Genomic DNA, 9,319 nt, shown 5'->3' with positions numbered 1-9,319 from the left:
TTTATTAGATAGTGCAATCAAAGAAATTGAAAGTAATGATAAATGAATTTATCTTTTCTTTAGGGTATTAAGGGAAATATTTTGATATAATTGAATCATTAAATATCAAGGAGAAAATCATGGGAAATACCGTATTAAAAAGTGATGTCGGACTTGCCCAAACTAAAGCTACAGCTCTACAAACTGCTGTTTCTGATGTATTGGCATTTCAATCTGTTACCCAAGACACTCAAACAACTGTTCAAGGTAATATCAAAGCGCATGAAGTAATTGAAAAAGAAGATAGTCTAGGTAAAGAAATTGCCTTAGCTGTAAAAGAGGCCTCAAAAAATTTACAGTCTGTCGCAGTAGAATTTGAAGCAATGGATAAAAAAATCGGTCAAACACTTTTTAAAGCAAATTTTGATTTATTGGGGGACTTGCGTTAATGGCTAATTGGGAAGAATTGAACTTTAGAGAACGAGAGCTACAAGAGCAAGAAGAAAGAATCATGGCTGAAACTCGGCAAGTTGAATCAGTGACTGAGTATTATCAAAATTTTTCACAACAAGAACAACGTTTTTTCTATGACTTGAGTGAAAAATTTTATCATACCGAAAGCAACCTAACCAGTTTTTTGAATCAAAAAATGGGAGAGCTTGACTTTAAAACAAAACGAATATTGTCCGATTTAGACCAAGCCTCGGAAGAATTACAGGGGAATAGACGACAAATCATTTATGACCTTGAAGAACTTGATTATGACAGACAAAAACTGGCTTTTGAAGAAATTGAGGAAAGATAATGAGCATTGATATGTATTTATCTGAATCCAGAACACAGGCTGATAGTGTTGCGACACGGTGTGATAGTCGAGTAAAAGGGTATGAAAGTTTACAAAAAGCAATCAGTGATTTTTATTTCAATAGTCAGGGATTGAGCGGTAAAACTTATGATTCGGCTAAAGAATATTTCATGAGCGTTTTATACCCTTTAGCGCAAGGAGGCGTACTGCTTTCAGAGGCAACGAAAGAGGCGATTAAAAGATTTCCTGAGGAATATACAGCTAGAGTTGACACGTGTGATTGGAAAGAATCGGAGCTGATAGAGAGTCTCACACAAATCGACCAGCAAATCAGAAACCTTTATGATATTCGCTTAAATATTGAGTATTATCCAATGCCAGACTTGATTAAAACAATATTACTTTATGCCAATGAAGAACAAATTCAGTTATATCAAGATATGAACAGAGCTTTTTCTGAAAAGTTGGATAGACTTCGGGAATTTAATGCATCGTCTCCAGATATTTTTTCAGAAATTGATGCTTTAGAATCTTCGATTAAACAAGGTTTGGCACAGGTCAAAAGTTCTTGGAATGAGTCTAGTGGTACTTTTATGATGCCACAAGATTTGTCTTGGGCTAAAAGTATCAGTAATGTCAAAAATGCTAAAATAATAGCAATTTATCGAGAACAGTATGGTTTTGATGATGAAACGATAGAATTATTACTTAAAACGCAAAAAGGTATCCCCCCCAAAAATGAGCATGAATATTTTGCTATGCTTGCGGGATTGTGTGATAATTATCGAGCAAAACGCTGGACGATAACAGCAGGAACTTTAGACCTAGAAAAGACAAAGGCATATTTCAAGAAATTAGGTTTGACAGATGAAGAAGTTGAAAAACTTTATCAAGCAATTAATCAACAACATGATTTAGTTTCAGAGGATACTACCCCAGATAATTTAAGAACTCGTGATTTTGCCCACGAAATGATTGCGTTGGCAATATTTAAAAACCAGACTGTTGCAGGGGATACTTCTTTACCAATAGTTACTGGAAAAGGAATGTTAGATTTGTTTATGTTTGGACAAATTAATCAATTTTCAAGTTATAAAGGCGATGCTGCGAGTGGTCGTATTGGTAGAGATGATAAACAAAGTGATACAGATGTAACAAATATTTATAATAGATATATACAGAATCAGACTAGTATTTTGTCTGAATATAGTATTTATAATGAACAACTATCAAATAGTCAAATCAATAGAGCGGAAGAATTTTTAAAAGGTTTGGGTAATGGAGATGTTAATAGAGGAAAAAAAGAGCTTGAAAAAATTATTATGTCATATGATTTTGGAGACGAATTTATGTCTGGATTTTCATTAAGTAAATATCTTATATCGAGTGGCTTTATACCAAATTCTAAGGAAGGTTATGATAAGTTGAAAAAGGAAGGTTATGAAGATTATTTAAGCTATTTAGAGAAGGAGCTAAAAAAATGAAATTAGCAAAGAAAATTGTTTTCTTACTTTTTCTTGCTATCTTATTGATTGTTTGTCTTTTTATTAGTAATAAATTATCTAGCAATGTTCATCAACAACAAACATCCTACCTTCAATCTTTAAGAGAGAAGAAAGTACTAGTTATTGATGAATTAGCAAAACAAGGAATTACAGCGGAAGAAGATGACAGGGGTAAATTAGTTATCATAGATCCGAATATACGTTATGAATTTGATGAAGACGGTATAGAGTATATCTCGATAAATAAAGGTTGGATAAAACCGCAAAGTAATTATAAAGGGGAAATTTATATAATAACTTTAGGTCAATTCAGCGGTATTGATACGATACAACTAATTTACTCTATGAAGAATTTAGATAACGGAAAGAAAAAATTTTTGGGCGATTTACCAATAAAAGAAACAAATCAACGATTAAAAAAAGAAGTTGCATCAAATGAAGAAATCAGAGAAGTCGTTAAAAAAGCTGAGACATACGAAAAGAAGATAAAGAAAATAGTGGAGACTATAAAATGAAGAGAAAATCATTTTATAGTTTAGCCTAGATAGTTGTATGCCTTTTATTGACACCATGTTCTAACAAAAACACTTTGAAACTTCAAAAAGGAGATTACTTACCTGTACTGACTTCTAAGAATAATACTGTGGTTGAGGATTTGAAGAAAAAAGGCGACAAGCTCAAAAAAGACCAGTACAAGACTGTTTCTTTTAATCAGGCAGAGAAGCTGACTGTCGATAGTATGGATGGTTTAGAGGGCAAAATTGCAAGATTTGAGTATTATTTTAGACCAGCAGAGAGTGCTATTGCGGGTGTTGTTGCGGCGAGAAGAACAGCTAAAGCTGTTCAAGCAACAGGGAGAATACCGGATGGCTCTAAGGAATCACTGAAAGAAACTAAAATTACGCCAGAATTTAGGCTTAATACCAAGCATTTAGATAAATTATTAAAGAGCATACCAGCAGGTGCAAAGAGTTTATCGTCAGAACAACTCTCACACTTTGTTCAAGCTAGTGATCAAAATTCGAGTGCTAAAACGGTTTTATTAGGACCTTGGAATGAGAGCCCAAGGGTTTCATATGAACAACAAGCCTATGCTAAAAAGTACAATTATTATGATATGGGTGATGCGTATGATAAGTTGGATGCTAAAATACCAGATGCTGGTAAAGTAGTTAATGTTGAATGGTTGGATCAGAAGATTGCTCAGAGAAAAGATTTTGTATTATCTACAGATCCTAACTTGGCGAAAAATTCATATAAATTAGAAATAGATAAACTTAGAAACAATGGATATATTATACTAGACAAACCCGGAGTTGATGGTTTATATCATGTTACTAGGGGAGGGAATTAAATGGAAGTAATACCAGATATTAAAAATTCAATAGGCTACATTAATGTTAATCAAGCCCTATCGGATGTATTCGGAACAAGTGTATCTCTTGTCAGATATATAGGGATTGGCAATGGCGAAAATGATGTTGTAGGAAGGAACGATTTTGATATGATTTTGAAGTACCAAACATGGTACTTTATATTGGAAATTGGAGATACTCGGACTAAAGGGATGATGAATCAAGGTAGACATGGAGAAAGAGTGAATATTTTTATTCCAGATTCTGAATGGACTGAAGGTTGGGCACCGTATACAGACGATGCAGGCATAAGGTACACGTTCTTGATGAATAAATTTCCCGAAAAATCAGAAACTTGGGATATCTTAATGTATGGAAGTTTAGGCTATGATTTAGAAGGATTGAGGATACGGTTTCAAATTCTTAAAAATTATCTTGATGAACAAATTCGTTTGAAACGTGAAGAAAATGATAGAAATAGTTTTGGATTTTAATTTGATTTTCTATTTTACAATCTTCTATATTTGATAAAGGAAGGTAGTAAATGGAAGTTATACCAGATATAAAAAAATCAATAGGTTATATTAATGTTAATCAAGCATTATCAGATGTTTTTGGAGAAAATGTCTCTCTTACCAAATATGAAGGTATTGGTAAAGGTGAAAGTGATATTGAATTACGAAATGATTTTCGTATGATTTGGAAGTACAAACTTAGAAGTTTTGTTGTATGGGTTGGAGATACTCGGACCAAAGGTATGATGAATCAAGGAATTCATGGAGGAAGTGTTAATATTCTAATACCTGAAACACAAAAAACAGAAGGTTGGGCGCCATATATAGCAGATGATGGAGTTAGATTTGATAATTTTGAGTATCAATTTCCTAAGAACTCAGAAATTTGGGATATATTGAGATATAATAATTTAGGATATAACTTAGAAACAATAAAAAAATGCTTTCAAATCCTAAAAGATTATCTTGATGAGCAAATCTGTTTGAAACGTGAAGAAAATGATAGAAATGGTTTTGGATTTTAAGTTAATTTCTGCCTTACAATCTTCTATTTTCATATATTGATAAGAGGATAAAAAAATTGAAGTTATACCGGATATAAAGACTTAGTTGATTACATCAATATCAAGAAGTCTTTGGAGACAGTCTTTGGGGCAAGTGTTGTATTAAAAAAATATGAGGGGTAGGTACAGGAGAGAATGATGTCCAGTTCTATAAAGACTTTCGTATGGTTTTAACATGTCGAAATATTGATTTTATGTTATGGATTGGTGATACTAGAACTAAAGGTATGATGAACTCGGGCAGTATAGGTGGATATTTAAGTATTATGATACCGAACTATTTAGTTGTAAATTCTAAATCATTATCGGGTTGAGCATGGAATCCGTTGGAGAATGGGGAGTTATTTACAGAGTTATGGTATGCCTATATAGATAATTCCGAGATAGTAGATTTTTTGAAGTATGAGGGAACTTCTGGAAATAACTTAGAGACTATGATAAAATCACTTCAAATTCTCAAAAATTATCTTGATGAACAAATCCGTTTGAAACGTGAAGAAGAGGATAGAAATAGTTTTGGATTTTAATTTGATTTCTGACTTACAATCTTTTATATTTGATAAAGGAAGGTGAGTAAATGGAAGTTATACTAGATATTGACGGTTTAATGAAATCAGGAAGTATAAAACCAACTTCAAGCATAATTTTAAAATAAAGGAGTTTTAGTAATATGATAGACTTGCAAACGGGTAATATAATGATTTATCCCGATTTGATACTCCACTCTAATTTGACATTTTTAGAGTTTAAAAAAACTTCTTTTTATAATAATCAAAATCCTAATAAAATTATTTATCTTGTAGAACCACAAATAATTGACGACAAAAAATACATTGTAAGTCTATTCTTTAGAGATGGAAAAATTTATTCTTTCTCTCTTTTAAATATAGATTTTGATTTTACAGTAGAAACAGAAAAAGAACGAAAACAAATTCATGATAAGATTTTATTATCATATCAGATCGTTTCAGGAAAAAAATATAGTTGGGGAATGATTGAGTCAGAATATGATTCTCGTAGTAATATTAGTAGTATTAATATTTTCTATCATAATTATTTACAAGAATAAATTCGTTCAAAACGTGAGGGAAAAGATAGGAAAAACTTTGTACTTTGACTAGATATCGGCTATCATATTATAAGCTGTTATGGATAGGGACTTTTCTGAAAATATAAAAATCAGAAAAGGAAGAAAAAACATTTTAGAATTTATCGTTAATAGTAGTATGTCTTTTATTAACATGATGTTTTAACAAAAACACTTTAAAACTTCAAAAAAACAGTATTCTAGCAATTTATTTTCATTCAGACAGAGTTTATCAGCAATAACATATTTATCCATATATCAAACTTGGCAGAAGTGATATTTGGTAATTATTGATGATTATATACTTTTCCAGATATGCCGTAATAGCAATGGTTTGAACAGCTATGAAAAATGATAATCAGCACAGTTTCTTTGAAGAAGTGAAATAAGCTTGAGGATATCAAAAAACAGGTAACGTAGGTTGCCTGTTTTTTGATACCTGAAATTTGTTAATCAGCATCTTTTGTCGTCAAATAAAAAATGGCTAATTGTGTGCGGTCACGTAAATGTAACTTGTCAAGAATAGTACTCAAATAGTTACGAATCGTGCCCTCGCTTAGAAAAATCTGATCAGAGATTTCTTTATTACTGAGCCCATCAGCGACAAGTCCGATTAAATCATATTCCTTAGCTGTCAGACCATAATCTGCATAATGAAACCTTGCTTGAGGATCAGGCTGTTCAGTGTGTAAGAGTCCTGGAATCTTAGCGATGATTTCTGTACCAAAGACGGTTTGACCCATGCTGACAGCATTTAGCGCAGGCACAATGCTACTGTAATCTTGTTTGATGAGATAACCTTTGACGCCATACTTGAGGGCCTGAATGATGTAGTCGTCGTCAGAAAAAGTAGTTAAGAGTAAAATTTTAGCATTGGGATTTTGCGCGAGAATAGTTTTCGCGGCATCGAGTCCTGTCATCGTTTGCATGCGAATATCCATGAGTAGAATGTCAGGTTTGAGTGCTTCGTAGAGTTGGATCGCTTCGCTGCCATCATGGCCAATGCCTACAATCTCGATTTGGTCGACTTCTAGAATCATTTTTAAAGCGCTGGTGATGAGGGCGTCATCATCTACGATTAAAACACGCATGTGAATGCTCCTTTTTTTAGTAATTTCGGTTAATGTTTAGGCAGCTTGATATAAATTCTAAAGCCATTTTGACTATAAAAAGTAATCGTGCCGTGTAATTTTTTCACGCGCTCCGTCATGTTAATCAAACCAATCCCACGTGTTTCGATATTGAGTGGGTTAGTCGGCGTGTTTGGCGAGATCGTCGTACCATTGTCTTCAATCATCACCTGATAAAGATCTTCGGATTCAGAGACAGTCAGTTGGACCAGGTTGGCATTGCTGTGTTTCATGACGTTATTCAGCGCTTCTTTGACAATGGCGATAACGTTATATTTGACCTCACGCGCAATGGTTTTTGATAGGTGATAAGAAAAGTCAACGGAACAAAAACTAAAATCGGCGATAATTTCTTCAAGCGCCTTCTCGAGGTCAACAGCATCATCATGTAAATCATGCACACTTTTTCGAATACTGTCCATGGCCTCACCAAGCGAACTATCAAGACTCTCAAACGGTTCTTGAAGGCCAGAAATTTGATTGGTCATCTTCATGGCACCCGTAATTAAAATGGCGCGAGATAATAAGTGTCCGACATTATCATGAATCTCACGTGCGATACGGTTCCGTTCTTTTAGAGTGGCGGCATAAATTTCATAGTCTTGTTTATCTCTTAGCGACCGGTTTTTATCCTGCAACAGAAGCGTTAGTTCAGTACTATCATCTCGCGTCTTTTGAAGACTAGAAGTGAGCTTGTCAATCTGCCGTGTTTGAGTGACAGCGTATCCAGCAATCATCAAGCCAAAAGCAAGAAAAGTTCCTGTTGGGAAAAGTGAGATCACATCACTTTGAAAAGATAAATCAATAATCAAAAGCAGGCTAATTCCAAGCATGAGTTTATTTTGTCTTGAAATCAAATGATAGGCGATAAGTGGTGAAAAAAGTAGACACAGCGGATAAATGATCGAAAAGCCGTAGAAAAGTCCCGTGAAAAGTAAAGGGCGCCAAAGCGATTTAGCATCTGCCAATGTCATCATCGCTAGATAACTGATTGCAAGTAGCAAGGCTATGACGAGTGATGCATCTATCTTGATGGTACAGCCTAAAATCAGTCCGTAAATAATCAAAATGACTTGATCGGTAACGCGTCGCATGGTTAATTCTCCTTTCTGAGATTTCACTTCGTGAATGCTTGAAACTTGTCCTACGCTGGTGCTGCGTCCCAGCAGGGTCATTCGCGAACTCCGTCCGCTCAAAGTCTTTCTTATAATTGCTTTTTAACTAAGTTATTCCCATTTTACACTGTATCTACCATAAAATCTAGTATTTCAACGATCGTTCATCATCTCATGACATTTGTCACTAAGTTTGCTGACATCTAACACTTACCTAGCGCAGTAGGTTTAGCTATAATTAAGGTATAAACAAATGATTTTTTAAGAGGAGGTAAGACTCATGATTCATATTGAAAATTTAGTTAAACGATACGGTAATGTTCTAGCGCTTGACCATCTGAATTTAGACATTCGAGAGGGTGAAATATTCGGCTTACTCGGGCCCAATGGTTCTGGTAAAACGACAGCTATTAATTGTCTACTTGCACTATTGAAATACGACAAGGGAGATATTACGATTTTTGGGAAACCCATGACCGTAGATAGTTATGACATCAAGCAAGAGATTGGGATTATCATGCAAAATGTGGCAGTCTTTGAACAGATGACGGTTTATGAAAATATTGACTACTTCTGTGGCTTATACGTTAAGGATAAGGCGACACGACAAAAGTTGGTCAAGGAAGCGATTGACTTTGTTGGTCTCGCAGACTACGTTAAAATGTTTCCTAAAAAATTATCAGGTGGCCTCTTGCGTCGTTTGAATATTGCCTGTGGTATCGCGCATAAGCCCAAACTCATTATTTTAGATGAGCCGACAGTAGCTGTCGATCCTCAAAGCCGGAATAATATTTTAGAAGGTATTCAAGAGCTGAACCGTCAAGGCTCAACTGTGATCTATACCTCTCACTATATGGAAGAAGTGGAACAAATTTGTACACGGATTGCCATTATCGACCATGGACGAGTGATTGCTGAAGGGTCAAGTGAAGCCTTAAAAGAATTAATTAAGGTTGGTGAAACAATTACCATTGATGATATTGTTTTAGAGGAAGCAGATTTAGCTATGATTCATAGTTTACCACACGTGTTAGATTTGACTTATCAGGGTCAAACTCTAGTGATTCGCTGTACCGGTTCGCAGCATAATCTGGTGCGGATTCTTGCCCATCTGCAGGAAGCAGGCATGACATTTGGTCGCGTCTTATCGGAATTACCAACACTGAACGATGTCTTTTTAGAAATCACTGGTAAACAACTCAGAGATTGAAGTTAGGTGATTGAATGATATGAAGCCGACATTAACATATATATAAAAGAAAGGA

At 34.5% G+C, this 9,319-nt stretch carries 12 protein-coding genes; 10 read left to right on the top strand and 2 right to left on the bottom strand.

Annotated features, from left to right (window positions below):
- Nucleotides 1-119 precede the first annotated feature (119 nt).
- The 9 genes from LRA01S_RS04745 (at nt 120) to LRA01S_RS04705 (ending at nt 5,791) form a co-directional block, all read left to right on the top strand.
- Nucleotides 120-428, top strand: a complete 309-nt coding sequence (locus tag LRA01S_RS04745) for a TIGR04197 family type VII secretion effector (protein WP_061774474.1) — start codon at nt 120-122, stop codon at nt 426-428.
- On the top strand, nt 428-784 hold the full coding sequence (locus LRA01S_RS04740) for a DUF3958 family protein (protein WP_061774473.1): 357 nt from the start codon (nt 428-430) through the stop codon (nt 782-784). The genes LRA01S_RS04745 and LRA01S_RS04740 overlap by 1 nt, the downstream gene beginning before the upstream one ends.
- Nucleotides 784-2,268: a hypothetical protein gene (locus LRA01S_RS04735; RefSeq protein ID WP_061774472.1), complete on the top strand. Its 1,485-nt coding sequence runs from the start codon at nt 784-786 to the stop codon at nt 2,266-2,268. The genes LRA01S_RS04740 and LRA01S_RS04735 overlap by 1 nt, the downstream gene beginning before the upstream one ends.
- Entirely contained in the window at nt 2,265-2,804 is a 540-nt protein-coding gene (locus tag LRA01S_RS04730) for a hypothetical protein (protein ID WP_061774471.1), read from the top strand. The genes LRA01S_RS04735 and LRA01S_RS04730 overlap by 4 nt, the downstream gene beginning before the upstream one ends.
- A gap of 74 nt (nt 2,805-2,878) precedes the next feature.
- On the top strand, nt 2,879-3,643 hold the full coding sequence (locus LRA01S_RS04725; protein ID WP_144259880.1) for a hypothetical protein: 765 nt from the start codon (nt 2,879-2,881) through the stop codon (nt 3,641-3,643).
- Complete coding sequence (locus LRA01S_RS04720; protein WP_061774469.1) at nt 3,644-4,138, top strand: hypothetical protein; 495 nt, start codon at nt 3,644-3,646, stop codon at nt 4,136-4,138. It begins immediately after the preceding gene.
- Between the two features lie 50 nt (nt 4,139-4,188).
- Complete coding sequence (locus LRA01S_RS04715) at nt 4,189-4,683, top strand: hypothetical protein (RefSeq protein ID WP_061774468.1); 495 nt, start codon at nt 4,189-4,191, stop codon at nt 4,681-4,683.
- 365 nt (nt 4,684-5,048) lie between these two features.
- A complete protein-coding gene (locus LRA01S_RS11040) occupies nt 5,049-5,249 on the top strand; it encodes a hypothetical protein (protein ID WP_061774467.1) in 201 nt (66 codons plus the stop codon).
- A gap of 143 nt (nt 5,250-5,392) precedes the next feature.
- Nucleotides 5,393-5,791, top strand: a complete 399-nt coding sequence (locus LRA01S_RS04705) for an RNA-binding protein (protein ID WP_061774466.1) — start codon at nt 5,393-5,395, stop codon at nt 5,789-5,791.
- Nucleotides 5,792-6,258: 467 nt separating this feature from the next.
- Here LRA01S_RS04705 and LRA01S_RS04700 read toward each other — a convergent pair whose 3' ends face one another.
- Together LRA01S_RS04700 and LRA01S_RS04695 are read right to left on the bottom strand one after the other, a co-directional pair.
- A complete protein-coding gene (locus LRA01S_RS04700; RefSeq protein ID WP_061774465.1) occupies nt 6,259-6,900 on the bottom strand; it encodes a response regulator in 642 nt (213 codons plus the stop codon).
- 29 nt (nt 6,901-6,929) lie between these two features.
- Nucleotides 6,930-8,033 carry a sensor histidine kinase gene (locus LRA01S_RS04695; protein WP_061774464.1) on the bottom strand — a complete coding sequence of 368 codons (1,104 nt, stop codon included), beginning with the start codon at nt 8,031-8,033 and terminating at the stop codon, nt 6,930-6,932.
- A 301-nt stretch (nt 8,034-8,334) separates the two neighbouring features.
- Here LRA01S_RS04695 and LRA01S_RS04690 point away from each other — a divergent pair, with 301 nt between their 5' ends.
- Nucleotides 8,335-9,264 (top strand): ABC transporter ATP-binding protein, encoded by a 930-nt coding sequence (locus tag LRA01S_RS04690; RefSeq protein ID WP_061774463.1) that lies wholly within the window; start codon nt 8,335-8,337, stop codon nt 9,262-9,264.
- Nucleotides 9,265-9,319: the final 55 nt, after the last annotated feature.

Source organism: Pseudolactococcus raffinolactis NBRC 100932 (genome assembly GCF_001591765.1).
Taxonomy (GTDB): Bacteria; Bacillota; Bacilli; order Lactobacillales; family Streptococcaceae; genus Pseudolactococcus; species Pseudolactococcus raffinolactis.
The sequence above is the reverse complement of the archived record's forward strand: the minus strand, read 5'-3'. Positions and strand labels throughout refer to the sequence as shown.

What these genes read in the sequence shown, in the direction of transcription:
- LRA01S_RS04740 (WP_061774473.1), top strand. Translation starts at nt 428, where the DNA reads ATGGCTAATTGGGAAGAATTGAACTTTAGAGAACGAGAGCTACAAGAG.
- LRA01S_RS04730 (WP_061774471.1), top strand. Translation starts at nt 2,265, where the DNA reads ATGAAATTAGCAAAGAAAATTGTTTTCTTACTTTTTCTTGCTATCTTA.
- LRA01S_RS04715 (WP_061774468.1), top strand. Translation starts at nt 4,189, where the DNA reads ATGGAAGTTATACCAGATATAAAAAAATCAATAGGTTATATTAATGTT.
- LRA01S_RS04690 (WP_061774463.1), top strand. Translation starts at nt 8,335, where the DNA reads ATGATTCATATTGAAAATTTAGTTAAACGATACGGTAATGTTCTAGCG.
- LRA01S_RS04705 (WP_061774466.1), top strand. Translation starts at nt 5,393, where the DNA reads ATGATAGACTTGCAAACGGGTAATATAATGATTTATCCCGATTTGATA.
- LRA01S_RS04695 (WP_061774464.1), bottom strand. Translation starts at nt 8,033, where the DNA reads ATGCGACGCGTTACCGATCAAGTCATTTTGATTATTTACGGACTGATT.
- LRA01S_RS04735 (WP_061774472.1), top strand. Translation starts at nt 784, where the DNA reads ATGAGCATTGATATGTATTTATCTGAATCCAGAACACAGGCTGATAGT.
- LRA01S_RS04720 (WP_061774469.1), top strand. Translation starts at nt 3,644, where the DNA reads ATGGAAGTAATACCAGATATTAAAAATTCAATAGGCTACATTAATGTT.
- LRA01S_RS04700 (WP_061774465.1), bottom strand. Translation starts at nt 6,900, where the DNA reads ATGCGTGTTTTAATCGTAGATGATGACGCCCTCATCACCAGCGCTTTA.
- LRA01S_RS04745 (WP_061774474.1), top strand. Translation starts at nt 120, where the DNA reads ATGGGAAATACCGTATTAAAAAGTGATGTCGGACTTGCCCAAACTAAA.